General features: G+C 68.5%; 24 protein-coding genes, 1 pseudogene and 1 other annotated feature. Of the genes and pseudogenes, 11 read left to right on the plus strand and 14 right to left on the minus strand.

The annotated features are described in order from the left end of the window. The first annotated feature begins 26 nt into the window (after positions 1-26). From ispH to rnhA, 3 genes are all read left to right on the plus strand, one after another. Entirely contained in the window at positions 27-971 is a 945-nt protein-coding gene (gene ispH / locus ACF3NH_RS10755; protein ID WP_232477094.1) for a 4-hydroxy-3-methylbut-2-enyl diphosphate reductase, read from the plus strand. A gap of 70 nt (positions 972-1,041) precedes the next feature. Then, positions 1,042-2,016: a homoserine kinase gene (locus tag ACF3NH_RS10760; protein WP_422922802.1), complete on the plus strand. Its 975-nt coding sequence runs from the start codon at positions 1,042-1,044 to the stop codon at positions 2,014-2,016. Beyond that, positions 2,006-2,485 (plus strand): ribonuclease HI, encoded by a 480-nt coding sequence (gene rnhA / locus ACF3NH_RS10765; protein ID WP_198366266.1) that lies wholly within the window; start codon positions 2,006-2,008, stop codon positions 2,483-2,485. The genes ACF3NH_RS10760 and rnhA overlap by 11 nt, the downstream gene beginning before the upstream one ends. A 1,210-nt stretch (positions 2,486-3,695) precedes the next feature. Here the strand turns inward: rnhA and ACF3NH_RS10770 are convergent. The 4 genes from ACF3NH_RS10770 to ACF3NH_RS10785 form a co-directional block, all read right to left on the minus strand. Then, positions 3,696-4,412, minus strand: coding sequence for a hypothetical protein (locus ACF3NH_RS10770; protein ID WP_422922803.1), 717 nt, complete (start codon positions 4,410-4,412; stop codon positions 3,696-3,698). After that, complete coding sequence (locus ACF3NH_RS10775) at positions 4,409-5,047, minus strand: hypothetical protein (protein ID WP_422922804.1); 639 nt, start codon at positions 5,045-5,047, stop codon at positions 4,409-4,411. Before ACF3NH_RS10775 ends, ACF3NH_RS10770 begins: the two co-directional genes overlap by 4 nt. A 60-nt stretch (positions 5,048-5,107) precedes the next feature. Then, complete coding sequence (locus ACF3NH_RS10780; protein ID WP_422922805.1) at positions 5,108-5,911, minus strand: hypothetical protein; 804 nt, start codon at positions 5,909-5,911, stop codon at positions 5,108-5,110. 313 nt (positions 5,912-6,224) lie between these two features. Further along, complete coding sequence (locus ACF3NH_RS10785; RefSeq protein ID WP_422922806.1) at positions 6,225-6,551, minus strand: hypothetical protein; 327 nt, start codon at positions 6,549-6,551, stop codon at positions 6,225-6,227. A 527-nt stretch (positions 6,552-7,078) separates the two neighbouring features. Here ACF3NH_RS10785 and ACF3NH_RS10790 point away from each other — a divergent pair. The 3 genes and pseudogenes from ACF3NH_RS10790 to ACF3NH_RS10800 form a co-directional block, all read left to right on the plus strand. Beyond that, positions 7,079-8,307 (plus strand): IS3 family transposase gene (locus tag ACF3NH_RS10790; protein ID WP_422921654.1). Its coding sequence is split into 2 segments (ribosomal slippage): positions 7,079-7,376 and positions 7,376-8,307, totalling 1,230 coding nucleotides; the frame shifts between segments, so codons are not numbered across the junction. Then, positions 7,363-7,479 (plus strand) — a sequence feature (AL1L pseudoknot). It overlaps the preceding gene by 117 nt. Positions 8,308-8,611: 304 nt before the next feature. Further along, positions 8,612-9,649, plus strand: coding sequence for a hypothetical protein (locus tag ACF3NH_RS10795; RefSeq protein WP_422922807.1), 1,038 nt, complete (start codon positions 8,612-8,614; stop codon positions 9,647-9,649). After that, a pseudogene (locus tag ACF3NH_RS10800) lies at positions 9,636-9,800 on the plus strand (transposase); the annotation flags it as partial. The gene ACF3NH_RS10795 and the pseudogene ACF3NH_RS10800, both read left to right, overlap by 14 nt. Here ACF3NH_RS10800 and ACF3NH_RS10805 read toward each other — a convergent pair. From ACF3NH_RS10805 to ACF3NH_RS10850, 10 genes are all read right to left on the minus strand, one after another. After that, positions 9,757-9,930, minus strand: a complete 174-nt coding sequence (locus ACF3NH_RS10805) for a 2Fe-2S iron-sulfur cluster-binding protein (RefSeq protein WP_422922808.1) — start codon at positions 9,928-9,930, stop codon at positions 9,757-9,759. The pseudogene ACF3NH_RS10800 and the gene ACF3NH_RS10805 overlap by 44 nt on opposite strands. Positions 9,931-10,002: 72 nt before the next feature. Continuing rightward, positions 10,003-10,431, minus strand: a complete 429-nt coding sequence (locus ACF3NH_RS10810) for a MarR family winged helix-turn-helix transcriptional regulator (RefSeq protein WP_422922809.1) — start codon at positions 10,429-10,431, stop codon at positions 10,003-10,005. 4 nt (positions 10,432-10,435) lie between these two features. Then, positions 10,436-10,672: a hypothetical protein gene (locus ACF3NH_RS10815; protein ID WP_422922810.1), complete on the minus strand. Its 237-nt coding sequence runs from the start codon at positions 10,670-10,672 to the stop codon at positions 10,436-10,438. A gap of 70 nt (positions 10,673-10,742) precedes the next feature. Next, positions 10,743-11,780 (minus strand): Bug family tripartite tricarboxylate transporter substrate binding protein, encoded by a 1,038-nt coding sequence (locus tag ACF3NH_RS10820; RefSeq protein WP_422922811.1) that lies wholly within the window; start codon positions 11,778-11,780, stop codon positions 10,743-10,745. Further along, entirely contained in the window at positions 11,777-12,991 is a 1,215-nt protein-coding gene (locus ACF3NH_RS10825; protein WP_422922812.1) for an FAD-dependent monooxygenase, read from the minus strand. The genes ACF3NH_RS10820 and ACF3NH_RS10825 overlap by 4 nt, the downstream gene beginning before the upstream one ends. Before the next feature lie 156 nt (positions 12,992-13,147). Continuing rightward, entirely contained in the window at positions 13,148-14,098 is a 951-nt protein-coding gene (locus ACF3NH_RS10830; RefSeq protein WP_422922813.1) for a Bug family tripartite tricarboxylate transporter substrate binding protein, read from the minus strand. Positions 14,099-14,164: 66 nt separating this feature from the next. Continuing rightward, on the minus strand, positions 14,165-14,536 hold the full coding sequence (locus ACF3NH_RS10835) for a nuclear transport factor 2 family protein (protein ID WP_422922814.1): 372 nt from the start codon (positions 14,534-14,536) through the stop codon (positions 14,165-14,167). Between the two features lie 49 nt (positions 14,537-14,585). Then, on the minus strand, positions 14,586-16,205 hold the full coding sequence (locus ACF3NH_RS10840; RefSeq protein ID WP_422922815.1) for a bifunctional 3-(3-hydroxy-phenyl)propionate/3-hydroxycinnamic acid hydroxylase: 1,620 nt from the start codon (positions 16,203-16,205) through the stop codon (positions 14,586-14,588). Then, positions 16,202-16,951 carry a dienelactone hydrolase family protein gene (locus tag ACF3NH_RS10845; protein ID WP_422922816.1) on the minus strand — a complete coding sequence of 250 codons (750 nt, stop codon included), beginning with the start codon at positions 16,949-16,951 and terminating at the stop codon, positions 16,202-16,204. The genes ACF3NH_RS10840 and ACF3NH_RS10845 overlap by 4 nt, the downstream gene beginning before the upstream one ends. Beyond that, positions 16,948-18,063 carry an alcohol dehydrogenase catalytic domain-containing protein gene (locus tag ACF3NH_RS10850; RefSeq protein WP_422922817.1) on the minus strand — a complete coding sequence of 372 codons (1,116 nt, stop codon included), beginning with the start codon at positions 18,061-18,063 and terminating at the stop codon, positions 16,948-16,950. Before ACF3NH_RS10850 ends, ACF3NH_RS10845 begins: the two co-directional genes overlap by 4 nt. Positions 18,064-18,367: 304 nt before the next feature. Between ACF3NH_RS10850 and ACF3NH_RS10855 the strand changes: the two genes are divergently transcribed. From ACF3NH_RS10855 to ACF3NH_RS10875, 5 genes are all read left to right on the plus strand, one after another. Beyond that, the gene (locus tag ACF3NH_RS10855; RefSeq protein ID WP_422922818.1) at positions 18,368-19,078 is read left to right on the plus strand and encodes a GntR family transcriptional regulator; all 711 of its coding nucleotides are present in this window, start codon (positions 18,368-18,370) and stop codon (positions 19,076-19,078) included. Positions 19,079-19,141: 63 nt separating this feature from the next. Then, positions 19,142-20,110, plus strand: coding sequence for a Bug family tripartite tricarboxylate transporter substrate binding protein (locus ACF3NH_RS10860; RefSeq protein ID WP_422922819.1), 969 nt, complete (start codon positions 19,142-19,144; stop codon positions 20,108-20,110). Positions 20,111-20,233: 123 nt separating this feature from the next. Beyond that, a complete protein-coding gene (locus ACF3NH_RS10865) occupies positions 20,234-21,289 on the plus strand; it encodes an Ldh family oxidoreductase (protein ID WP_422922820.1) in 1,056 nt (351 codons plus the stop codon). Positions 21,290-21,323: 34 nt separating this feature from the next. Beyond that, entirely contained in the window at positions 21,324-22,574 is a 1,251-nt protein-coding gene (locus tag ACF3NH_RS10870; RefSeq protein WP_422922821.1) for an acyl-CoA dehydrogenase, read from the plus strand. A 59-nt stretch (positions 22,575-22,633) separates the two neighbouring features. Next, complete coding sequence (locus tag ACF3NH_RS10875; RefSeq protein ID WP_422922822.1) at positions 22,634-23,536, plus strand: VOC family protein; 903 nt, start codon at positions 22,634-22,636, stop codon at positions 23,534-23,536. The last annotated feature ends 9 nt before the right edge of the window (positions 23,537-23,545 follow it).

Raw genomic sequence — 23,545 nt, forward strand, 5'->3', positions numbered from 1 at the left:
ACCACGCCCCCATCGAACAGGCTCGCATGACCGTCAAGCCCGCCCTCCACGTCCTGCTCGCCGGCCCGCGCGGCTTCTGCGCCGGCGTGGACCGCGCCATCCGGATCGTCGAGGAATCGATCCGCCGCTTCGGCGCGCCGGTCTATGTGCGCCACGAGATCGTGCACAACAAGTTCGTGGTGGAGAACCTGGAGGCCCAGGGCGCCATTTTCGTCGAGGAGCTGGACGAGGTCCCGGAGGACGCGCCCGTGGTGTTCAGCGCCCATGGCGTGCCCAAGGCGGTGCCGGCCGAGGCGCGGCGGCGGCAGATGATCTACCTGGACGCGACCTGCCCGCTGGTCAGCAAGGTGCACCGCGCCGCCGAGCACCAGGCGGCGGCCGGGCGTCATATCCTGCTGATCGGCCATGAGGGCCATCCGGAGGTGGTCGGCACCATGGGCCAGCTGCCGGAGGGCGCCTTCACCCTGATCGAATCGGTGGAGGATGCCGAGGCCAAGCCGGTGCCCGACCTGCCGCTGACCTACACCACCCAGACCACGCTCTCGGTCGAGGATACGGAGGGGATCGTGGCGGCGCTGCGCCGGCGCTTCCCCGACATGGCCGAGCCGACCAAGGACAGCATCTGCTACGCCACCACCAACCGCCAGGCGGCGGTCAAGGCGATCGCCGCCCGGTCCGAGCTGATGGTGGTGGTGGGCGCGCCCAATTCCTCCAACAGCGTCCGGCTGCGCGAGGTGGCGGAGCGGGCCGGCTGCCCGCGCGCCATCATGGTGCAGCGGGGCGCCGAGCTGGACCCCGGACTGGCCCGCGGCCTCTCCACCATCGGCATCAGCGCCGGCGCCAGCGCGCCGGAGGTGCTGGTGGAGGAAGTGCTGGACCGGCTGCGCGAGCACTTCGCCGTGACCACCGAGGAGGTGGTGGTGGCCGAGGAGACCATCACCTTCAAGCTGCCGCCCGCCCTGGTCAAATAGCCGCTTCCTGCTTACTGACACCTGCGGCGCGGTGCGGACCCCGCGCCGGGGCAACCAGCATGGGGCGCGGATGGCGGTCTATACCGAGGTCACGGACGAGGCGCTGCGCGCCTTCCTGGCCGATTATGCACTGGGCGAGCTGCTCGCCTTCCGCGGCATCGCGGAGGGTGTGGAGAACAGCAACTACGCGGTGAAGACCAGCCATGGCGACTTCATCCTGACGCTCTACGAGAAGCGCGTCGACGCGGCCGAGCTGCCCTGGTTCCTCGGGCTGATGCGCCATCTGGCCTCGCGCGGGGTGTCCTGCCCGCTGCCGGTGGCGGCGCGGGACGGGGTCGCGCTGCGCGACCTGGCCGGGCGGCCGGCGGCGATCTGCACCTTCCTCCCCGGCACCTGGCCGCGCCGGGTGCGGCAGCAGCACTGCGCGCCGCTGGGCGCCGCCCTGGCGCTGCTGCACGCGGCGGGGGACGGCTTCCGCGCCGAGCGCCCGAACGGTCTCGGCCCCCGCGCCTGGGCACCGCTGCTCGACCGCTGCCGCGAGGCCGGTGACACGGTGCAGGCCGGCCTGATCGCCGAGCTCGACGGGCATCTGGCCGGCATCCAGCGCGACTGGCCGCACGACCTGCCGCGCGGCCACATCCACGCCGATCTCTTTCCCGACAACGTCTTCTTCCTGGAGGAGGAGCGCGGCACGCCGCGTGTCTCCGGCCTGATCGACTTCTACTTCGCCTGCACCGACTTCCTGGCCTATGATCTGGCGATCTGCCTCAATGCCTGGTGCTTCGAGCCGGACCTGTCCTTCAACGTGACCAAGGCGCGGGCGCTGCTCGGCGCCTACCGGGCGCTGCGGCCGCTGGGTGCGGCCGAGCTGGAGGCGCTGCCGGTGCTCTGCCGCGGCGCCGCCATCCGCTTCCTGCTGACCCGGCTCTACGACTGGACGCACACGCCGCCCGGCGCGCTGGTGACGCGCAAGGACCCGCTGGAATATCTGCGCCGCCTGCGCTTCCACGCCGAGGCCCGGGATGCCGCCGCCTATGGCCTCTGACGTCTTCGCGGAAGCCCCTTCCGAGGCCGCCGGCCGCATGGTCGAGATCTGGACCGACGGCGGCTGCAAGCCCAACCCCGGCCCCGGTGGCTGGGCCGCCATCCTGCGCTATGGCGAGGCCGAGAAGGAACTCTCCGGCCACGATCCCGCGACCACCAACAACCGCATGGAACTCACCGCCGCCATCATGGCGCTGGAGAGCCTGAAGCGGCCCTGCACCGTGCTGCTGCACACCGACAGCGAATACGTCCGCAACGGCATCAGCCGATGGATCAACGGCTGGGTGCGCAACAACTGGCGCAACGCCTCGCGCGACCCGGTGGCGAACATGGAGCTGTGGCAGCGCCTGCTGGCGGCTGCCAGGCCGCACCGGGTGGAATGGCGCTGGGTGCGCGGCCATGCGGGGGATGTGATGAACGAACGCGCCGACCGGCTGGCCACGGCGGCGCGGCAGAGCGGCGGGGCCTGAGCTGAAAGCCCAGGCATAACCATGCTCTGGCCTCGAGCTAACTTGTTGACGCCAAACAATTCTACCTTGAAAGCTAGTAATCCATCGACCGTGCAAGCTGCGGCTCTCAAGCCGTTCTTCTGCCCACAACGCTGCTCCACGGTCACCCCTGCCAGCCGGGCGGCCTGCTGTTCTTCACCGCTGGCCGAACTGTACTTGCAGGCAGCCCCTGGAAGCAACCAAGGGCCGCTTCATGCTTGCTGCATCTGGCCTGTTGCTTCCGTGGCGAATCGGGTTTCCACGCAGCTACCCCGGCCTTGAGGAGGCCATGCGCCAGCCGCCTGTTTCGGCGCCGCCCGCAACCCCCTACGGTCCCAGCTGGAGGACCGCTCGCAGCGATTCCATCGGCCAGGGGTGAGTGGGGCGCGGGTCCGAACTGCTTACTGGCCGTTCCCGGGCAGCCCGCAGGCGATAGTCCCCTTCACCCCATCGCTTGCCGGGAGGGCCTCCGCGCTTCTCGTCAGGGTGCGCCGCTGCTGGTCCGACGTGGGACCGCAACACGTCAACCTTTGCAAGGGCGGGACACCTGAGATCCGCGGTCGGGGCGCCGCGATATCCTCCTTGACCTCAAAAGCGGCGGCAAGGATGCCCGCCAGATGAGGCGTCGGATCAGGCGCGGGCCAGGGAAGGCATGGCTGCGCCTTAGTTAGCCTCACCTTCAAGCGGGCGGTGGAATGGCAGGCAGCCGCCGGTCGACGGATCTAGAGGGCGGCGCGTCCCTTGGGCCATGCGGCGCAAGGGGCCCCGGCGAGAGGCGGCGGTGTGATCGGGCCGATCAGGGCGACGGGACGACCGGGGCGGGTGCTCGGCTGGCTTGCCACCAGCGCCTTGCCCCCGACGGCTTCCACGGCTCGCGCCGGAGCGGGTAGCCTGCCTTTCTGGTCGGCTGCCCGCCTGGGCGAGCGTCAGATGCCGGAGATCGATCATGGCCGTAGTCTCCGCCGCGTAGGCACCTTATTTGGTGCGGTAAGGCCGCCCACGTTTTCCTTACGGCGACGCCGCCGGTTCGCCTAGCGCCCCACGGGGCGATTCCCGACGGGCTGAGCCTGGAGCGACACAGGCGGTGCGCAGCCGAGTCGACCATCCACCTCTGTCATGGTCTCGAACACACACTGACCGCGCCTTGTTGCGGCCTCCTGACCGCCGGTGCACAGGCGGAGGTCCTCGCCCGTTAGGCAATATGCCGATAGATCGCCGCCCATCTTGGCTGGAACTCGAGGCCCGCTGTCGCGAACTGCCCGTCTAGCGGTGACCGCAGCCGCAAGCTGGTCCCCTCGCAGTAGTCGCTGGTGTTGGCGGTCAGGAAGACGATGGGCCTAGTCACCCCGCCCTCACGGCAGGCGGCGGCCACCCGCAGGGTCGTTTCGATGACAAGGCAGTCCTTGTAGGACTGCTTCCCCTTGCGGGAAGGCGCCGTGTCCCTCGCGACGCGGTCGCCAGCCGCCGCCATAGCGTCGGTGCTGTCCGCCACCTCAATGCTACTGGCCAGCAGCCGTTCCAGCAGGTCGCGTCCGACCTGCGGGTGCCCAACCTGGTGGAAGCTGACAGATGGGTGCCGGGCTGAACCACTGAGCCATGCCATGCGGTCGAGTATCGAGTGCACCGTCTCCGATGTCTTCTTGAGCTCGCGCTCGACCTCATCCGCGACCAGTTGGGAGTTCGATTCGAGTTCCCGGCGCACTTGGCCGGTCAGAACCAGCGTCGCCCCGGCTTCGGCGGCTTCCGTGAGGGTGAGCACCCTGGCGACCGCCGCCACGTCATCCTCGCGGAACTGCGGCCGGATGGGCGCCCGCAGGATGTCGAGGAGGGAACAGGTGTCGGGAATCAGGATGGGGCCGCCGCGGCCAGCCATCGCCAGCACGGCGCCCACAAGGTCGCTGGCGCTCATGCCTCGTCGTAGGCCTTCAGCAGGTTGCGGGCGAACTCGTACTCGAGCAGGAGCTTCGACGCGGTGTCCTCCGGCCACCGGAGTTCCTCCACCAGCAGGCGGCCCAGGTCGGAGGCGTACAGCGTGGTCCCGTCCCGGTGCATCTGGACCAGGAAGGCGGCCCACCGCCGGAAATCCAGAGGGTGCGCCGACCCGGTCGCCATGTTCGCGGAAGCGGAAAAGGTCCGCAGCAGTTTCGCGGCGCTATCCGACAGCATGTCATCGACGCTGACGTCCGCCTGGGAGACGTTGACCTGAAGGTCGTTCGCCGCGGCCACGGGCGCGAGCAGCCGCTCGAACTCCCGCAGGATGCGGTTGTACGTCTCCTCGCCCAGAGAGCCGTTCTCCACGGGTACGATGTTGGAGACGGTCCAGGCGTCCGCGTCCCGTGACAGGAAGAGGTTGGCGGCGGGCATGCCACCGTCCGCGGCACGGAGGAACACGAGGAAGTCCGATCCCAAGCCGATGTCGCGGGAACGCTCCTCGGCGGCCCTGTCCCGTGACCAGGGGGGGACGGCTGCGCCAGCCAAGAGTTCAGGAAGGCGATCCAAGGCCACTGCTGGCCCGGTGATGGAGAGATCCTGGAAAACCTTCATCCCGCGTCCTCTAGTATGTCAGGCCAAGCGGGCCACCTAGGTGGCCATCCTGGCAGCGCGTCACCGGTCTCGTGCGTGCGGATCGCGAACGTTGGCCAGGTGGTAATGCCCGACGATCCGCTCGGGTGGAAGCGCCCACGGGATCGAGAACCCGAAGCCCCGGTAGCGGTCTGGCTCGAAATCCGGGCCTTCGAGGAGTTCCTTGAACATGTTCTCCAGCACCGTGCCAGCGGCCTCGACGATGGTCATGCGCAGCCACCCCAGTGGCACGTCGCACAGAAACATCGTCGGCTTTCCCCGCTCTCGGAGAATGCGCCGGTAGTCGCGACGACCAGGCCCGGAGAGGTTCCTCGCGATGGAGGCGACGTACTCGCTGCCGTTGAGCAGGTAATGGCCACATTTGTGGACCAGAGACCATTCGTTGGCCTCGAAATAGGCCTTACCGACCCGCTGCTCGGGGTCGGCCGCGGCGATGGCCCGTTCCACTTCCTCCGGGCTCAGCTCGGGGAACGAGCCATCAAGATAGACGGCCCGCACCGCTTGGTTGGCCCGCTCCAAATCAAGCGGCAGGATTCCGCGCTCGTAGTATGTCCCCACGTCCGCGGTGTTCGTGGCGTGGCAGCAGCGCACGGCATCGAACCGTTCCGTCAGCTTCTCGATCATCAGGTGCTGGGTGTTCACCTGCCGGTCGGTGGCTGCCAGCACGATGTCGTCGAGCCAGCCGAGTTCATCGGAGACGATGAAGCGGGGCGGCGACTTCAGGAACGCCTCGCGCACGTCCTCGTTCAGGATGTCGCCGGTCATGTCCCAGACCATGCTGCGCCAGGAGCCGAAGTCGTCGAAGTCCCACACGCGCTCGGGCACCGGCGGCCGCTCTGCGCGACGGTCCAGGGGTGGTATGAGGCGCCCGCTCCAGTCCTGCTTCGGCAGGACAGGGGCCGGTACCTTGGAGTGCTTGGGGTGCCCGCTATCAGAGGCTTTCGTCATGGCTGGTGCTTACCACCAGCCGCGGTGGATGTCTGCGCGCCGCTGAAGGTGGCCCGCGTGGGAGCCAAGGTGGTCCTGCGCCAACAACTGGCGCTTTGTCGGCGAGCGGCCGACGACGGAGCCACGGCGGAACCATTCATTGGCGGGTTCCGCAGAGCTGCTCCGCCACCACCATGGCCGTTCCCTATCGTCACCACCAGCGGTCGTAACGCGGCCCGTAGCCGCTCTGGTGCCGCCAAGCACGGCCTTGCTCGCGCTCCTGCTCGATGCGCCAAGCCTCGCGCCGTGCGGCCTCGGCGATGCGGGCCTCGTCACGTTCCCGGCGCCACTCGCGCCACTGCTGGCGCCGTTCCCATCCGCCGTCGTACGGCCGCTGGTCCCAGTACTGCACCCGGTGGACCGCACCAGCCCCGCCAGCCGAGATTGTTGCGACAGGCGCCGCCGAAGCGCCGGACGGAGCCATTATGGCCGCGCTCAAGGCGACCGAGGCTGCCAGCGCAAAACCGAACCGACGCATCCAAACCTCCCAAGGGGAACTCTGATGCTGGGAGCGTCAGCGGGGAACTTGTCGGCCTTCGGGCTGAACGGAGGCAATCGTGCGGCGGCCTGCGCGGGGCACTTGGTACTGATGGTCAGGCCAGATTGTGACGGCTCAGTCAGCCAGAAGAGTATGCACGGCACACCACCATGCTGCGGAGGCAGCGTGAACCTGGAGAACACGCGCCACAAGGCGCACAGTGTCGTCTGGGAGTGCCGGAGGGAGAGCTTCGGGCACCATGCCCTGGGCGGCAAGGGCGGCTCGCAACGAGATCTCTGCCCGTGCCACCGTTGGCTGGGGAGCGCCGCTGACAACCCTGATTGGCTCGCCGCTCGCGTCCACGAAGTGTTCCGGCACCAACGCGGTCAAGCTCACGCAAGGCTCTTGCCGGGTGTCGATGAGGTAAGACAACAAGCACCAGCCAGTGTCGCTCCATCCCGAAGGGGTCACGGCTAGTGAACCGCCCCGGGTTCCCCGGAGGCTCCAACTCTTGAGAAGGTGGAGCCATGACGAAGAAGACTTCGAACCGATATTCGCCTGAGGTCCGGCAGCGGGCGGTACGGATGGTGCTGGAGCATGGAGGCGACCATGCCTCGCAATGGGCGGCGATTGGCTCGATCGCGCCCAAGATCGGCTGCACGGCGGAGACGCTGCGCGGCTGGGTGAGGCAGGCCGAGCGCGACCAGGGGCTGCGGCCTGGCCCAACCAGCGCGGAGGGGGAGCGGATCAAGGCTCTGGAACGCGAGGTCCGCGAGTTGCGGCAGGCCAATGAGATCCTGCGCAAGGCGTCGGCATATTTCGCGTTGGCGGAGCTCGACCGCCGCTCGAAGCCATGATCGCCTTCATCGACGATCATCGCGAGGTCTACGGTGTCGAGCCGATCTGCAGGGTGCTGCCGGTCGCCCCGTCGACTTACCACGCCCATGTCGCCCGGCGCACTGATCCGGCCAAGGCCTCGCCCCGCACCCGGCAGGATCGGGTGCTCATGGAGAGCATCCGACAGGTGCATGCGGCCAATTTCGGGGTCTATGGCGCCCGCAAGGTCTGGCGGCAGCTCGGCCGCGAGGGCATCGTGGTGGCCCGCTGCACGGTGGAGCGGCTGATGCGTGCCATGGGCCTACGGGGTGCGGTGCGCGGGAGGGAGATGAGGACCACCGTCTCTAACCCGGCCACGCCGTGTCCGCTGGATAAGGTGAACCGGCAGTTCCGGGCGTCGGCGCCGAACGTGCTGTGGCTGTCGGATTTCACCTACGTCGCGACGTGGCAAGGGTTCGTCTACGTCGCCTTCGTCATCGACGCCTTTGCCCGCCGCATCGTCGGCTGGCGGGTGTCACGGGCGGCCAGTGCAGGCTTCGTCCTCGACGCACTGGAGCAGGCCATCCACGACCGGCGTCCCGTGAAGGGCGGCCTGACCCACCACAGCGACCGCGGGTCGCAATATGTCAGCATTCGGTACACGGAACGGCTGCTCGACGCCGGGATCGAGCCGTCCGTCGGGAGCGTTGGTGATTCCTACGACAACGCACTGGCCGAGACGGTGATCGGACTGTTCAAGACCGAGGTCATCCGCCGCCGCGGCCCGTGGCGGTCGCTGGAAGCCGTCGAATACGCCACCCTCGAGTGGGTGGCCTGGTTCAACATCCACCGCCTCCTCGAGCCGATCGGAAACGTCCCTCCCGCCGAAGCCGAGGCGCGTTACTATGCTGCGGGGGATGCACCAGCCCTGGCCGCTTAACCCAAACCAACCAGCCTCCGGCAAACCCGGGGCGGTTCATAGTCCCCAAGTCGCCACTGTGATCAGGTCAACAATTTCGGCGGCCTCTGCTCGATCCACTGCCTGTCTCCCACCCGGCTCCATCCGGTGTTACTCAGTTCCAAGCAAAGGACGTGCACATACGACGGGGTGGCGAGTGCTGGGGTTCATGCGAAACGGGTCAAGGCGGCTCGTCCAATTGGCTGGCGGGGAGTTCGAGATCCTCCGGGACGGATTTGGATGGCCTAGTCTTGGCACCGGTGCGGCGGAGGAGGCCCGCCGGGTCGTGCTGCGCTGGCACCCATACGACGGCATGTTCGTCTGCGACTGCCGGGGCCGAGTGGAGCATCGACCTGCACTCGTCCTCAGGCGCACCGGCTTCCTGGCCCGTCATGTCACGCCAGCACATCCTGAACACTCCGAGGACTGCCCGTTTGCCCGCGACCCCACCGAGGGCCGGGAAATCGTCAGGAGTTACCGGCATCCCGCTGGTCAGGTCCTGCGACTGCTTGGGCCATTGCAGGCGATAGGTGGTGAGCGGCACGAAGTCGCGCGTGTGGCCTACGCAACACCTAGGTCGGCGGTTGCTCAGTTGCTCATGAGGGCGGTCGTCGCAGCCAACATTCAGCAGGTTCGGTGCGGCGAAGACCGTCTCGGCTTGAGCCAGCAGTACGCAGAGATTCGGCGCGTCGCGGCAGACATAAGAGTGGCGGAAGAAGTTACCCTCCAGAGGGTCCTTGGGACCAATCTCGATGGGCTAAACCGGGTCATCGCCGCTATCGAAGGCGTTGAGCCCAGGTCCTGGCGGGGATCGCGACCGGTGGGCGTGATCATCTGCCAGGTGGACACTGTTGAGCCTCATCTTCTTCGCGCAGGACCAGAAAGAGTGCTGGAGGTGGCAGGTCGCATTTCAGTTTTCGGGGAGAGCGCAGATGCCACGCGGCGGATTTCGCCCCAAACGCCCGGGCTGGCCGCAATCGTGGTCGCGCGTCCGGAAGCGAACGAAAGGTACCGTGCCCTGAAGGCGTACGTGCACCCGTGCTATGGCCGTGGTGACCTCATGCTCGTGGACAGTGACTACGAGCGCCGGACACTGCGCGAAATACTGGACACGGCAGCATGGATGCTCAATGCCCGCAAGGTTGGCATGACCGTGGAAAAGCCTGTGTTCGACATAGGACTTCCTGTTGATGAGGCCGATGCGCAGGGCGTGAGAACCTTTTGCATACCCGATTTTGTGGTGACGGCCACGGACCGCGACTTAGAGGCTGTTATGGACCTGCGGGCGGGTAACGATCAGGCTGTGGGGCATGACTGCCCGTAAGCCATATCCGTCCGATGTATCTGATGAAGAGTGGTCGCTGGTTGCGCCCTATCTGACGCTTTTGCCGGAGCGGGCCGGGCAACGGGAACACAGCTTGCGCGAGGTGTTCAACGGCCTGCGCTATGTGGTGAAGACCGGCGCACCCTGCAGGCGCCGCAGGCCCCCTGATTGCAGCCCAGCTTCGTGCCGGTCAGGTGCAGCCCGTCACGTAGCAAGGCAAGGAGCGAGACGCGCGGGTCATCCGGTGCGGCAACGTCGTTGCCGTTGATGCATATGGCCATTGCTTCATCTCCTGGCGGCAGGCTGGAGTGACGACGGTCTATGCACGCAAACTAATACGAAATTCGTACTATTCAAGGTTCGTAGGAAGCGATTTTCTTCATCATGGCGACGAAGGCGCCACGCTCCTCGACGGTCAGGCTGTCCAGCATCTTCCTGAACATGGCCATGTAGGCCTTCTTGTGGGCGGCGGCGTAGGCCTGCCCTTCCTTGGAAAGCCGCAGGGCGACGGCGCGTCGGTCACCGGAAGGGCGGAGCCGCTCCAGCAGGCCACGCTTGGCCAGCCGGTCCGTCGCCGACGAGAGCGTCGTGGGGGCAACGCCGAGGTAGCGTGCCGCATCCGTCGGGCCGCAGTCGGGATTGGCCTCGACATAGTGGAGGATGTGCTTGTCGATCTCCGCCAGCGGCTTGCCCGAGTCGGCGTCGGCGAGCTTGAACCGGCGAGAGAACACCTCGAGTGCCGCGGCGAGGTCGGCGACCTGTTCATCGGGCGGACTGCTCATCGGGTCACCTCGTGGCCTTGGGCAGGTGCCAATGCCACATCAGGGCCATGACTTCCAATTGCATGCCGGAGCCAACACCTGCGGAAGCTCCCGCAGGAGCCACCACCCCGACCCATATCGGCAATGCCAGTTCCGGGCCCAACACGGTCAGCGCCTGCGGCCATCCACCTCCACCGTGCTGCGGGACCGACGCCACGCCATCGGACAGCAGGGCCGCCTGCCAGGCGAGCAGGGCCAGCATCGCCGAAGCCAATACTTGAACGGGCTGTGGCTCAGCAGGCGGCCGATGCCCTGGTCCCTGGATGGACCCACTAGAGGGCTGATATCGAGTTGGCCTCGATTACCTTGCGGTACACCGAGGAATCCGTGACGATGCGTTCGCGCATGTCGCCTGGCCTGCCGCTGGCGGGATTGGCGCCCAACCGCTCCAGCAAAGCCCTTCCCTCGTCCGTCCGCATGGCTTCGTTGACGTGGTGGTTCAGTGTGGCGACGGCTGCCTCGGGCAGCCCTGCCGGTCCCGCAAGCCCGCTCCAAGCCATGAGGTCAAGTTCAGGGAAGCCAGCGTCCTTGGCATTGGGAACGGTCCCGACGGGCAACTGTCGGCTGCCGCTGACCAGCAGCGGCATCACGCGACCCTCCTGGACGTGCGGGAGTACATTCGGGATGACGTCGATGAACAGGTCCACCTGCCCGCTGATCAGGTCGGTCATGGCTGGGGCACCTCCCCGGTAGGGGACATGCGTCAGCCGCCTTCCGGTCCGGGCCGAGAGGATCTCGCCCATCAGGTGTGGCAGGGTGCCGACGCCGGGCGAGGCAAAGGTGAGGTTCCGCGTGCGCGCCGTGGCGAGCACATCCGCCACGCTCTTCAGTCCCGAGCGGGGATGGGTGACCAGCACCATCGCGCCTTCCATCACCAGGGCAATGGGCGTGAACGCAGTGGTCGGGTCGTAGCTCCCCTTGCCGTAGATGAACGGCGCGGTGGCGTACGTGCCGACGACGCTGAGCAGGAGCGTGTAGCCGTCCGGCGCCGAGCGGATGACCTGGCTCGCACCGATGGTGCCGCCCGCCCCGCTGCGGTTGTCGATGACGAAGGGCTGGCCGAGAGCCCGCTGGAGGTGGTTGGCAAGGAACCGGCCGACCGGATCGGTCTGCCCTCCCGGCGCGAAAGGAATGACGATGGTGACCGGCCGCGACGGGTAGCTGGGCTGTGCCCATGTTGGGAGCGGCAGCGCCGCGGCAGCCAGTCCGCCGCGCAGGATGGCGCGGCGCGTCGCCGCAATCTGGTCGAGGCAAGTTCTTGGCGTTGCCCCAGCCCTCTCGAGCCCAGGGTGGTTGCCCGCCCGCTTCATGCGCTGAGCTCCCCCAGCGGCACGGTAGTCGCGTCGTAGCGGTAGATCCAGTCGTAGCGCTCGCGAAGGCGCTCGGGCGTCCATTCACGCTCCACGTAGGCCTGCGCCGTCGCGGGGTCGCTGAGGGCGGGGTTGTGGAAGCGACGCGTGTTCTCGGCGGATCCGGTCACGATGCGAGCCGTGCGGGCTTGGCGCGCCGCCTCGTAGGACAGGAACGCCGAGGTGAGATCGGGTTGCTCCTCGAGCGCCCGCGCGAGGACGAGCCCATCCTCGATCGCCATGACGGCGCCTTGCGCCAGGAAGGGCAGCGTGGCGTGGCAGGCGTCCCCGAGGAGGGTGATGCGGCCCCGGGTCCAGGTGGGCAGGAGGGGCCGCAGCTTCAGCGCCCAAAGGTAGGGCTGCGGGATCGCGTCGATCATGTCCAGCACGTCCTGGTGCCACCCCTCGAAGTCGGCCTTCATCGCGTCATGGGTGCCCGGCGTGTTCCAGGATTCCTCCAACCAGTCGGTCCGCTCGACGATGCCGACGAAGTTCATCAGCTTGCCCGCCCGGAGCGGGTACTGGATGACGTGCCGTCCTGGCCCCACCCAGTTGAACGAGACGTTCTGCGCCAGATGCGGAGGCAGGCTGTCCATCGGGATGACGCCCCGCCAGGCGACAAGGCCGGTGAACTCCGCCTGGTCCGCGCCGTAGAGGCCGGATCGGATCACGGAGTGGATGCCGTCGGCGCCCACAAGCGCGTCCCCGTGCGCCGTCCCGCCGTCCCTGAACCGCAGCGTGACGCCCGCGTCATCCTGGTCGAAGCCGACAATCTGCCGCCCGAGGTGCAGGGCCGATGGAGCCGCGGCGCGAACGCCATCGGCCAGTGCGTCGAGGAGGTCCGGACGGTAAACAGTGACGTAGGGGTGACCGTAGGTGCTCACCGAGATCGAGCCGAGGTCGAACGCGGTCCACCTTTGCCCGGTGTTCCACATGCGGATCTGGCGCTGCTCGGGATGCGCCGCCAACTCCATCAGGCGGTCTGCAACACCCAGGTCTTCCAGCACCGCCATCCCGTTGGCGCTGACCTGCACGCCAGCCCCCACTTCCTTCAGCGCCGGGGCCTGCTCGTAGACCTGCACGTCGAAACCGCGTCGGATCAACGCCAGTGCCGCGGCCAGACCGCCGATGCCGCCACCAGCGATCAGTATTCTAGGCTTGCTCATGGACATCACGCTTCCTCGGTTTTCTTGCTTGGATCAGGGGTTCGACTTGGCTGGTGACGCGCTGCCGGTGCGCGGGTTACGTCAAGCCTCGCTGCAGGTGTCGTGGGCAGCCTGAATGTGCGGAGCGCCTTCCTGCACGCGAGCAGGCCGTGCCGGATGTCGCTACTGGACGGTGATGTTGTTTTCCTTGGTCAGCACGGCGAAGCGCTTCGTCTCGGCGGCGATGAAGGCGCGGAAGTCGTCGGACGACATCGCCATGGGTTCGAAACCCATGGGGAGGAACCTGTCGCCGAACTGGGGTTGTTCGGTCGACCAGGCGATCCCGTCGTGCAACTGCTGGAGGACACCCGCTGGAAGTCCCGCGGGAGCCACCACCCCGAACCACATGGCCAGGGACAGTTCCGGGTGGCCACCTTCGGCGGCCGTCGGCGTGTCCGGCAAGACGGTGACGCGCTCCGCGCCCGCCACGGCCAGCGCCCTGAGCCCGCCGCCCCGCACGTGCTGCAGGCCCGGTCCCACGCCGTCGAACAGCAGGTCCACCTGGCGGCCGAGCAGCGCGGTCATCGCCGGAGCCGAACCCTGGTAGGGAATGTGGTTCAGCAGGCCACCGGTGCCCTGGCGCAGCATCTCGCCCAGCAGGTGCCCCACGGTCCCGTAGCCCTGGGATGCGAAGCTCAGCGGCTGGGACCGGGCCGCCGCCCGCAGGTCCGCGAAGCTCCGGAAGGGGCTCGCGGCGGGCACGAACAGCGCGTGCGGCATCCGCAGCAACGGCGCGATCGGCGTGATGCCGGTGGCCGGGTCGTAGGCGAAGTTGCGGTAGATGTGCGGGTTGATGGCGAGGGTCGTGGTGTCGGCGACCAGCAGGCTGTGCCCATCGGGCGGGCGCCGCAACACCGCCGTGCCCGCGATCTGCCCCCCGCCGCCGGGCCGGTTCTCGACCACCACCGGCTGGCCGAGCCGCCCCCGCAGCAGGTCCGCCAGCGCCCGCGCCATCGCGTCGGTCGGTCCGCCCGGCGGATAGGGCACCACCACCGTCACTGGCTGGACCGGGAAGGCCACAGCTGGCAGGGCGGCCAGGCCCAGCGCGGCGGTTATGATCTGCCTCCTCATCATGTCGTCGTCCCCCTGCTTACTTCGTTGCTTCTCGTTGGTGACGCTCGGGCCGCAGGCCAGGTGAGGTCAGCCCGACTTCGCGGAGTGCCAGGCCATAAGGCGCGGGGAGGGGCTGTCGCGGTAGACCGCAGTGTAGGCCAGCCGCATGTCGAGCTGTCCGGCCGCGCGGACCAGCACCGCGATGGCAACGCCGAACACGAAGCTGAAGCCACCCTCCCGGTGCACAGTCCGCTCCGCCGCCTGGTACCGCCGGTACTGCCGCTCTCCCGCGGCGAGCTTCCGCAGGAACTCCACCTTGCCCTCGGTCGCGCCGTTCGAGTGCACGTAGCGCAGGTCGTCGGCGAGCAATTCCTCCAGTGTTGACAAGTCACCCTCGACCGTGGCTCGGAACCGCCGGTCTTCGAGATCCAGAATGGTGGCGTCGGTCACATCGCCCATGGCGCCGTTTCCTTTTCACTCACGAATTTCTGCGATGGCGCGCACCGGCTCATGCGCCGGTCAACGCCCCTGCATCGCCTGCGGACACCGCGTGCCCGCGGAGCGCCCGCTCCAGCCTTGTCAACAACGACGCTTCCGGGTCCTCGCCCGACAGGCCGCCGAAGACCACGCGGTCGGGACGGACAAGGACAGCCGCCACGCCGTGCTGCGCCATCCAGTCCGAGACCAGGGTGTCCTCCTCCAGGATCGCTTGCACCGGCGGCTGCGCAGGTCCCAACGCAGCGAAGGCGACGCCGAGCGCCTCGGCTCGCCGCTCTTGCGCGGTGTCGGGGTGCCAGCCTGGGCGCGACAGCAGGAGCCACCCCGTGGGCAGCGTCTCGTCGAGACGCTGCCGCCCCTCTCCCGTCCGAACCCAGGGTTGCGGGAAGGGGTACCCGGCTCCGCCCTGCGGCTGGCCAGCGGGGTCACGCAGAATGAAGCCGTCGACGATGGCCGCTTGCAGCAGGTGCTGCCGGACGACGGTCCCGTGTCCCGCGTCCATCTCGGCCAGCATGCGGCGGTCGCGCTCGGCCGCCTTGGCTGGATCCCGCTCGCAGATGATGTGGCCGAGCGTCTTCGCCATCCCGATGGCGTGGCGGGTCGCCGGTTTCCGTTCGGTTTCGTAGCTGTCCAGCAGGGAGGGGACCGCGCGGCCGTGGAACACCTCGGCGAGCTTCCAGCAGAGGTTGCCCGCGTCGCGCAGGCCCTGGTTGAGCCCCTGGGCCATGAACGGGGGCGTCTGGTGCGCCGCGTCCCCGAGCAGGAAGACGTTGTTGCGCCGCCACCGTTCAGCGACGAGCGCATGGAAGCGGTAGGTCGCGGCGCGCCAGATCGTCCCCTGACCCTCCGGGAGCCACTTCGCGAGCACCCGACGGATGGACGCCTCCGCCACCATCTCCGCCGGATCCTCGCCCGGCAGCAGCATCACCTCCCAGCGGCGCAGCCGACCGGGGCCGCAGATGTAGCTGCTGGGGCGCGCGGGATCGCAGCTCTGGATGTTGACGTCGGGCAGCAGGCCGGGATCGTCGACCATGATGTCCGTCACGAGCCAGGGCTCGTCGAAGCACATGTCCTCCAGCGCTATGCCCAGCCGCTCGCGCACTGGGCTCGAGGCGCCATCGCAGGCGAGGAGGTGGCGGCAGGTGACGATCCGGTCCGTGCCGTTCGCGCTCAGCCGCAGGCGCACCGTCTCGCCGTCCTCCTCCAGCAACTGCGCGCGCAGTCCGAGCCGCAGGGTGATGTTCGGCGAGGCGGCCAGCGCGGCGCGGGCGGCGGCCTCGAGGTGCGGCTGCACGAAGGTGGCGTAGGGCGGCCAGGAGAGGGGATAGGGCTCCGGCGGCTGCACGAGGCGCCGCAGGACGGCACCCGACGCCGACCGGTACTCCGAAGACCGGTACGGGCCGATCTCGGCCTCGATGGCCTGCGCGACGCCGACCGACTGGAGCAGGCGGAGGGACTGGTCGTCGATGCCCATGGCGCGCGGCAGGTGGTACGGCGCCGGGGCCTGATCCACCGCCAGCGTCCGCAGGCCGTACCGGCCCAGCAGGTTGGCGGCAAGGGCGCCAACCGGGCCGACGCCGACGACCACCGCGTCGTAGTGGTCCTCCAGCCCGTCAAGCGCTTCGGTCATGGAAGGCTCCGCTGGAAGAGCGCCAGCAGCTTGCCCCAGACGTGTTCGGAGGCCCGCTCGTCGTAGGTCGGCCTCTCGGCGAACCCGAAGCCGTGGTCGACGCCCGGAAGCACCTCGACCTCGGCCTCCCTCCCGGCTGCCTGGAACGCCTCCCGCATGGGCGCGGCATGGGCGGCGGGCGCATGCTGGTCCAGTTCCGCGAACGCCACGTAGATGTTGCCCGGCGCGGCGGCGGCGAGCCGGTGCGGGCTTTCCGCTTCCTCCGTCACCAGCCCGGTGCCGTACACCGAGGCCGCCGCGCGGACCTGGTGCGGCCACTTCTGGGCCGCCGCCAGGGCGAAGCGACCGCTCATGCAGTAGCCGAGCGTGCCGATGCGGCCCGTGTCCGCGGCGGGCTGCGTTTCGAGCCAGTCCAGCAGGGCGGCGGTGTCCGACATCACCTGCGGTACACTCAGGCTCATGAAGAGCTCGACCATGCGCTGGTGGGACGGCGCGGACGGATCCGTGCAATCCCGTGGCAGGCGGAAGCCGAGACCGGCGCGGTAGAACAGGTTGGGCAGCACGACGCAGTAGCCAGCGGCCGCGAAGCGAGCCGCCATCCGGTGGAGCTCGTCACGGATGCCCGGAGCGTCCATGTAGAAGATGAGCACGGGCCACGGCCCCGGACCTGTCGGGTGCGCCAGGTGCACGTCCGCCGGGCCATCCGCGAGGGGCACGACGTTGTCCGTCCTCGCTGGCGCCTTCATGGGTTGATCACGAAGTTCGAGAAGCCGCCGTGGCGCACCGCGATGCCGGAGATGGCCGTGTTGACCTCGGAAAGCGGGTAGCAGTGGTGCTCGAAGCAGCCGAGGTCGAGGACGCCGGTGGCCGCCATGTCGGCCATGTCCTGCCCCTCGTCGGTCGTGAACCACGCGGAGCAGATGAGCTGCATGTTGTTGTCCAGCAGCCAGTGGATGTTGATGGGCACGTCCCCGGCCACCGCGCCGATGTTCACGGTGCGCCCGCCGCGTCTCATGGAGACCATGGCGTCGAGGAAGGTCGCCTGATCGGCGCCCGGGCCGAGGCAGTCGATCACGGCGTCCACGCCCTCGCCGTCGGTAAGGCCCTTCGCCCACTCGGCGATCGAACCCCGCCCGGTGGCGAAGGTCTCGATGCGGCGTGGCGACAGCGCGCGGACCTCGTCGAGGAGAACTTGGTCCCTGCCGGTGCAGAGGATGCGCGGCACGCCCATGGCCAGCGCCGAGATGACGCCGCCCAGACCGAGCGTGCCGCTTCCGCCGTTGATGAGCACGGTTGTGGAGGGCCCCGCATTGGCCTTCCGCAGGGCGGAGTACGCGGTGCCGATGTACCCGAACCGGGCCGCCTGCTCGAAGGAGACGTTGTCGGGAAGGGTCACGATGGCGCTCGCGGGCGCGGTCATGTACTCGCTCAGCCCCCCGACGGGATAGTCGGCGAAGGTCTCGAGGGCCTTCTGGTCGAAGCCGAAGTACCCGCTGAAGGCGTAACTGCGGCAAGCAATCGGTTCGCCCCGCCTGCAGTGCCTGCAGCTGCCGCAGCTGCGACCCGGGTTGACGTAGACGCGCTGGCCTGCCCGCAGCCCCCGGACCCGGCTGCCGACGGCGGCGATCTCTCCCGCCGGGTCCAGCCCGAAGCTGGCGGGGAAGGGGGGGAGCGGCATGTAGGGGAACCAGTTCGTCCAGTTCGCCAGCACGTTGCCGAGGTTCGGCACGATCCCGCAGGCCCGCACGCGGACCAGCACCTCGTCGGGTCGGGGCTTGGGTACCTCCAGGTCCTCGATCAGCAGTGGCCCGCCCACTTCGTGCAGTCGGGCAATTCTCATGCTGGCGCTATCAAGCATTAGCGTTTCCCCATCGCGTTCTTTGTCCAAGCCGAGCCTTGCTTGGCGCCGGGGGTGCCCATCGTTGCATCGATAGGTCTGCCACCCAGCCTGCGGTCACGTTAGGGATCGAGAAAATCTGTGTCTATCGAAAATCTTCTTAGATTCGAAAGTAAGTGTCCAAGGCATGCCGAGCTAGCCTCGAAGGTGGTAAGTGGGACGTTTAACTCATTGATAGAAAAGGAAAAATTTATGTTTCGAAAGTCTCTTGTGTTTCGAATATTATCTGCGATGCTTAGATCCCGAGTAGCACGGAGGGTGAGCAGTGGCCGAAGCGACGTCGCGCAGGAAGGTGGCCGCCAACCCGGTGCTGGTGAGCCACGATGTTCAGTCGCGCCTGAAGAGTGACATCCTGGATGGTCGTTTCCCGCCAGGGAGCAAGCTCGCGACCGCGCTGCTGCAGGAGGCGTACGACGCCAGTGTGGGCACCCTGCGCGAGGCCCTTTCCCACCTGAGGTCCGAGGGGTTGGTCGAACTCGAGGCAGGCCGCGGCTTCCGGGTGGCGCCTGTGTCGGCGGAGGATCTCCGTGACGTGTCCTCGCTGTACATCGAGTTCGAGGAGCGCGCGGCCGTCGACTCTGTTCGGCGTGGCGGCGACGAGTGGGAGACGGGCGTGCTCACCAGCTTCCACCGCTTGGCCCGCATCGAGGCACTGCCGCGGGAGGAGCGGATCCAGCGCAGCAGCGAGTGGCTCACCTGCCATCGGCAGTTCCACGATGCGCTGGTGGCGGACTGCGGTTCACGCTGGCTGCTGCGCCTGAGGGCCACCCTGTACGACCACATGGAACGCTACCGCCTGATCTCCCAGAAGCACCGGCCCCTGAGCATGCACAAGCGCCGGGAGCACGAGTTGATCCGGGACGCCGCGCTCGCGCGGCGCGCGGATGAGGTGGGCACGCTACTGCGGTCGCACCTGGAGGAGACCACGCAGACGGTCCTCCAATACGCTCCGCAGTTCATGCCGGGCGCGGACTGAGGCGCGGCGTAAGCGACACGACAAAGCGGGCCAGAGAGCCCGCCGCCAAAGGGAAGAACGAGGATGAACAGGCGAGATCTGCTCGCGGCGGCGATAGCCGTCGGCGGGCCGTGGGCGAGGCATGCCCAGGCGCAGGAAACGGCGCGCACGGTCACCCTGCTGCACGGCTTCGCGCCGGGCGGCCCGGCGGACGGTGTCGCGCGGCTGGTGGCGGGCCCACTCGGCGCGGCGCTGCACCAGACCGTGGTCGTTGATCCGCGTCCAGGGGCAGGGGGGAACATCGCGGCGGCGGCGCTGTCACGCGCCCACCCGGACGGATCGGTGATCGGCCTGGTCACCGGCGGGCACGCCGTCACGGCAGCCTTTGGCCGCAACCAGAACTACGAGCCGATCGACGACTTCGAGCCGGTGTCGCAACTCGTGCGCTATGCCTTCGTGCTCGTCGTGCGGGCGGACAACCCCGCGCAGGACCTTACCACGGCGTTGCGGGCCGCTGGCGCGTCCCGGAACGGCTGGCAGTTCGGCTCCGCTGGAAACGGCACGACCCAGCACCTCGCGGGCGAGTTGCTGAACTCGATGGCGGGCCTGCAGATGGTCCACGTGCCGTACCGCGGTGACGCGGCCAGCATCACGGCGGTGCTGACGGGAGAGATCCCGCTGGCCATCACCGCGGCGAACGTCGCCATCCCGATGCGGCAGGGTGGTCAGGTCCGGCTGCTGGCGACGACGGGGCAGAGGCGCTCAGTCGGTCTGCCGGACGTGCCGACCGTGTCCGAGGCGGCGCTGCCCGGCTACGACGCTGCCACCTGGGCGGGCCTGCTGGCGCCCCGCGGCACACCTCAGGCGGTGGTGGCGCGGCTCAACGCGGCGGCAATCGCGGCGGTGCAGGACGGCGACGTCCGCGCGCGACTGGCCGACCTGGTGGATGGCGAGGTGGTCGGCGGCACGCCCGAAGCGATGCGCGAGCTGATGGCTCGTGAGATCGCGCGGTGGCGCGCCCTGATCCGCGACCGCCGCATCGTCCTGGAATAGCCGCCTGCGTCTTTGATCGCCGCTCCCCACCCCTTTGCACGCGTCTCCGAGAAGGTTCCCGATCATGCGGACCCAACACTGCTCCACCCCTGAAGGACATGCCGACCAGTCGAGCGTGCGCGCATGACCGGCCCGGCCGCGCCCCAGCGCCTCCAGCCGGACGACCTGGAAGGGCTGGTCACCGGGATTTTCGTCCACGCGGGCCTCCTCGAGCCCGAAGCGGCGGCTTGGTCGAGCAGTTTGGTGGCCGCCAACCTTCGCGGCGTGGACAGCCACGGGGTCATGCGTGTCCCGAGATATCTCGAGTTGCTGAGCAAGCGCGAGATCAACGCCCGCCCGGAGATGCGGCTGCTGCGGGAGATGGGCGCAATCGCCCTACTGGACGCCGACCGGGCGCCCGGGCCCATCGGCATGGCGCGCGCGATGGAGATCGCGATCGCTCGGGCGCGGGACGTGCACGTCGGATGGTGCGTCGCGCGCGACATCACCCATGCGGGCGCCGTGGGGCAATACGTCCAGCAGGCCGCTGAGGCGGGGATGGTGGGCATGGCGATGACCGCCTCCGCGCCCCTCATGGCCTACCACGGCAGCAAGGGGCCGGTGGTGTCCACCAACCCCATCGCCATTGGCATCCCGGCGCGGGGCCGCCCGCCCCTGGTGCTGGACATGGCCACGGCGACGGTGGCGCTAGGCAAGGTCCAGAACGCCCGCCTCGCCGGACGACCGGTGCCAGAGGGCTGGGGCCTGGACGCGGAGGGCCAGCCCACCACCGACGCCGCGGCAATTGCGACCCTCCTGCCGATGGCTGGACCCAAGGGCTCCGGCCTGTCGCTGATGATCGAGTGCCTGGCCAGCCTGACCGCGGGCAACCCGGTTCTGGTGCCAGCGCTCGCCGGGGCGAAAGGGACGCGGATGAACGGCACGGCCATTGCCCTGGACGTCCGGGCTTTCGGCGAGCCGGGCGACTTCGAAGGTGAGGTCGACGCCCTGGCAGACGCGGTGGCGGAGCAGCCCACGGCGCCCGGCGTGGAACGGCTTCTCCTCCCTGGCGAGCGGGGCGACGCCGTCCGGCGCGATCGGGTCCAGACGGGCATCCCGCTGCCACCTGCCACCTGGAATGCCCTGGCCGCTGCCGCCCAGGTCGCCGGGATTGCGATGCCACAACCTCTTCCCGCGTGATCCTCGAGTCACCGACGATGGAACGGAGAACGCCATGAACGTCCTGACCCCGCAGACCCGCCCCGCGTTCAACTGGGAGGACCCGCTGCTGCTGGAGGACCAGCTCACCGAGGATGAGCGGATGATCCGCGACGCGGCGCGCGACTACTGCCAGGGCAAGCTCTTCCCGCGCGTGCTGGAGGCCAACCGGCACGAGGTCTTCCACCGCGAGATCATGAACGAGTTCGGCGAGATGGGCTTCCTCGGCGCCACGCTCGACAGCCACGGCTGCGCCGGCGTCAACTACGTCTCCTACGGGCTGATCGCGCGCGAGGTGGAGCGCGTCGACAGCGGCTACCGCTCGGCCTTCTCGGTGCAGTCCTCGCTCGCCATGTTCCCGATCTGGGCCTATGGCACCGACGCGCTGAAGGACCGCGTGCTGCCGGGGATGCAGAAGGGCGAGCTGGTCGGCTGCTTCGGCCTGACCGAGCCCGATGCCGGCTCCGACCCCGGCTCGATGCGGACGCGGGCGAAGAAGGTCGATGGCGGCTACCTGCTCTCCGGCTCCAAGACCTGGATCACCAATTCCCCGATCGCCGACGTCTTCGTCGTCTGGGCCAAGGACGAGGCCGGCGACGTGCGCGGCTTCGTGCTGGAGAAGGGTGCCAAGGGCCTCTCCGCGCCCAAGATCGAGGGCAAGTTCTCGCTGCGCGCCTCCACCACCGGCATGATCATGATGGAGGAGGTGTTCTGCCCGGAGGAGAACAAGCTCGACGTGAAGGGGCTGAAGGGCCCGTTCTCCTGCCTCAACCGCGCCCGCTACGGCATCGCCTGGGGCGCGCTGGGCGCCGCCGAGTTCTGCTGGCACGCCGCGCGCGACTACACCATGGAGCGCAAGATGTTCGGCCGCCCGCTGGCCAACACCCAGCTCATCCAGAAGAAGCTGGCCGACATGCAGACCGAGATCACCCTCGGCCTGCAGAGCGTGCTGCGCCTCGGCCGGCTGTTCGACGAGCACCGCGTGGCGCCGGAGATGATCTCCCTCTGCAAGCGCAATTCCTGTGGCAAGGCGCTCGACATCGCCCGCGTCGCCCGTGACATGCACGGCGGCAACGGCATCGCCGATGAGTACCACGTGATCCGCCACGTCATGAACCTCGAGGCGGTGAACACCTACGAGGGCACGCATGACGTGCATGCCCTGATCCTGGGCCGGGCGCAGACCGGGCTGAACGCGTTCTTCTGGCAGCCTCCGGAAGTGCGGGTCCAATGGGGCCAGCGCTTCCCGGCGGGTCAGCCGGGCTGACCCTGCACTCTCAAGACACCTACGTCACCGAAAGCCCCGGCTCCCCGGGGGAGGGAACCATGCCACATCTCGTTCATGCCATCGGGCACCTGAAGGTCAACGTCAGCGACCCCGACGCCGTGGTCCGCGACGCGACGGAGATCCTCGGTCTGCACGTGACGCGCCGCGACGCCGGGCAGACCTGGCTCAGCTCGAATGGCCGGGAGGCGGAACTCGTCCTCCTCCACGCCGAGGAGAACGCGACACACACCATCGGGTTGGAGGCGCTGACCGTCGAGGCGGTGCGGGAAGCCGAGAAACGCGTCGAGGCCACAGGATGCCGCGTGCTGTCTGATGCTCCCAGCCTCGACTGCATGGCCGCGGGCATCACCTTTGCGACACCGGAGGGGCTCCGCTTCGAGATCCACACCCCGATCCGGGACACGATCTACGGCCGTCGCCACGTCACGACCGGGGTCGGCGCCAACCGCATGGACCACATCAACCTCATCACGCCCGACCCGGCGGCGACGCGATCCCAACTGGAGGAGATCGGCGGCCTGAGGCTGGCCGAGCGCCTCGTCGACGACAGCCTGAGCTGGATGTACGGCGGCAACCGGCAGCACCACATCCTGGGCCTGGTCAAGGGCAAGGTGGGGCTGCACCACTACTCGTTCGAGTTCCTGGAGTTCAACCAGTACCTCCGGCTCGGCGACACCCTGGACCGCTTCGGCAAGGAAATGCTGTGGGGGCCGGGCCGCCACCGGCCGGGCGACAACACCTACGCCTACTACACCGACGCCTCCGGCGCGATGATCGAGTGCGCCAGCGCCATGGCCCTCGTGGCGGACGACGCGAACTTCACGCCGAACGTCATCACCAACCTGCAGCGCCCCGGCAACGTCCGCGAGATGAACGTTTGGGGCACGCCCGCGCCCCTCGAGTGGCGCACGCACCACTTCCCCTTCGCCGCCGTGGGCTGACCAGAGAGC

Source organism: Pseudoroseomonas sp. WGS1072 (assembly GCF_049340465.1).
Taxonomy (GTDB): Bacteria; Pseudomonadota; Alphaproteobacteria; order Acetobacterales; family Acetobacteraceae; genus Pseudoroseomonas.

What these genes read in the sequence shown, in the direction of transcription:
- ispH (WP_232477094.1), top strand. Translation starts at nt 27, where the DNA reads ATGACCGTCAAGCCCGCCCTCCACGTCCTGCTCGCCGGCCCGCGCGGC.
- ACF3NH_RS10760 (WP_422922802.1), top strand. Translation starts at nt 1,042, where the DNA reads ATGGCGGTCTATACCGAGGTCACGGACGAGGCGCTGCGCGCCTTCCTG.
- rnhA (WP_198366266.1), top strand. Translation starts at nt 2,006, where the DNA reads ATGGCCTCTGACGTCTTCGCGGAAGCCCCTTCCGAGGCCGCCGGCCGC.
- ACF3NH_RS10770 (WP_422922803.1), bottom strand. Translation starts at nt 4,412, where the DNA reads ATGAGCGCCAGCGACCTTGTGGGCGCCGTGCTGGCGATGGCTGGCCGC.
- ACF3NH_RS10775 (WP_422922804.1), bottom strand. Translation starts at nt 5,047, where the DNA reads ATGAAGGTTTTCCAGGATCTCTCCATCACCGGGCCAGCAGTGGCCTTG.
- ACF3NH_RS10785 (WP_422922806.1), bottom strand. Translation starts at nt 6,551, where the DNA reads ATGCGTCGGTTCGGTTTTGCGCTGGCAGCCTCGGTCGCCTTGAGCGCG.
- ACF3NH_RS10805 (WP_422922808.1), bottom strand. Translation starts at nt 9,930, where the DNA reads ATGGCCATATGCATCAACGGCAACGACGTTGCCGCACCGGATGACCCG.
- ACF3NH_RS10810 (WP_422922809.1), bottom strand. Translation starts at nt 10,431, where the DNA reads ATGAGCAGTCCGCCCGATGAACAGGTCGCCGACCTCGCCGCGGCACTC.
- ACF3NH_RS10815 (WP_422922810.1), bottom strand. Translation starts at nt 10,672, where the DNA reads ATGCTGGCCCTGCTCGCCTGGCAGGCGGCCCTGCTGTCCGATGGCGTG.
- ACF3NH_RS10820 (WP_422922811.1), bottom strand. Translation starts at nt 11,780, where the DNA reads ATGAAGCGGGCGGGCAACCACCCTGGGCTCGAGAGGGCTGGGGCAACG.
- ACF3NH_RS10825 (WP_422922812.1), bottom strand. Translation starts at nt 12,991, where the DNA reads ATGTCCATGAGCAAGCCTAGAATACTGATCGCTGGTGGCGGCATCGGC.
- ACF3NH_RS10830 (WP_422922813.1), bottom strand. Translation starts at nt 14,098, where the DNA reads ATGATGAGGAGGCAGATCATAACCGCCGCGCTGGGCCTGGCCGCCCTG.
- ACF3NH_RS10835 (WP_422922814.1), bottom strand. Translation starts at nt 14,536, where the DNA reads ATGGGCGATGTGACCGACGCCACCATTCTGGATCTCGAAGACCGGCGG.
- ACF3NH_RS10840 (WP_422922815.1), bottom strand. Translation starts at nt 16,205, where the DNA reads ATGACCGAAGCGCTTGACGGGCTGGAGGACCACTACGACGCGGTGGTC.
- ACF3NH_RS10845 (WP_422922816.1), bottom strand. Translation starts at nt 16,951, where the DNA reads ATGAAGGCGCCAGCGAGGACGGACAACGTCGTGCCCCTCGCGGATGGC.
- ACF3NH_RS10850 (WP_422922817.1), bottom strand. Translation starts at nt 18,063, where the DNA reads ATGCTTGATAGCGCCAGCATGAGAATTGCCCGACTGCACGAAGTGGGC.
- ACF3NH_RS10860 (WP_422922819.1), top strand. Translation starts at nt 19,142, where the DNA reads ATGAACAGGCGAGATCTGCTCGCGGCGGCGATAGCCGTCGGCGGGCCG.
- ACF3NH_RS10865 (WP_422922820.1), top strand. Translation starts at nt 20,234, where the DNA reads ATGACCGGCCCGGCCGCGCCCCAGCGCCTCCAGCCGGACGACCTGGAA.
- ACF3NH_RS10870 (WP_422922821.1), top strand. Translation starts at nt 21,324, where the DNA reads ATGAACGTCCTGACCCCGCAGACCCGCCCCGCGTTCAACTGGGAGGAC.
- ACF3NH_RS10875 (WP_422922822.1), top strand. Translation starts at nt 22,634, where the DNA reads ATGCCACATCTCGTTCATGCCATCGGGCACCTGAAGGTCAACGTCAGC.